Raw genomic sequence first — 854 nt, forward strand, 5'->3', positions numbered from 1 at the left:
GGAATGGCAGAAATGCAAAAAGGTGGCGTCATTATGGACGTTATCAATGCAGAGCAAGCGAAAATTGCTGAAGAAGCAGGTGCAGTTGCCGTTATGGCACTGGAGCGTGTACCAGCTGATATTCGTGCAGCTGGCGGAGTAGCACGTATGGCAGATCCAACAATTGTAGAAGAGGTTCTTAACGCAGTTTCAATTCCAGTAATGGCTAAAGCACGTATTGGTCATATTGTAGAGGCACGCATTCTTGAATCAATGGGTGTTGACTATATTGATGAAAGTGAAGTATTAACTCCTGCGGATGAAGTGTACCACTTGTACAAGCGTGATTTTACTGTTCCTTTCGTTTGTGGGGCACGTGACTTAGGTGAGGCTGCACGTCGTATTGGTGAAGGTGCTTCTATGCTTCGTACGAAAGGTGAGCCTGGTACAGGGAACATTGTAGAAGCAGTTCGTCACATGCGTATGATGCAAGCTCAAGTGAAAAAAGTAGCTGGCATGTCTGTAGATGAATTAATGACTGAAGCAAAGAACCTAGGTGCATCTTATGACCTTCTTCTTGAAATTAAAGAAACAGGTAAGCTACCTGTTGTAAACTTTGCTGCAGGTGGAATTGCAACTCCAGCAGATGCAGCATTAATGATGCAACTTGGTGCAGATGGAGTATTTGTTGGATCAGGTATTTTCAAGTCTGAAAACCCTGAGAAATTTGCTCGTGCGATTGTTGAAGCAACAACACACTACGAAGATTATGCTTTAATTGCTCAATTATCAAAAGGTCTTGGTACAGCAATGAAAGGGATTGAAATTTCAACTCTCCAACCATCTGAGCGTATGCAAGAGCGTGGTTGGTAAGA

1 protein-coding gene is annotated in these 854 nt (G+C 43.2%); it reads left to right on the forward strand.

What is annotated here, in order from left to right:
* The coding region (pdxS, locus tag RYX56_RS21100; RefSeq protein WP_317123958.1) for a pyridoxal 5'-phosphate synthase lyase subunit PdxS at positions 1-852 on the forward strand (852 nt) is incomplete at its 5' end.
* Positions 853-854 lie beyond the last annotated feature (2 nt).

The organism is Alkalihalophilus lindianensis (assembly GCF_032843265.1).
GTDB classification, from domain to species: Bacteria; Bacillota; Bacilli; order Bacillales; family Bacillaceae_D; genus Alkalihalophilus; species Alkalihalophilus lindianensis.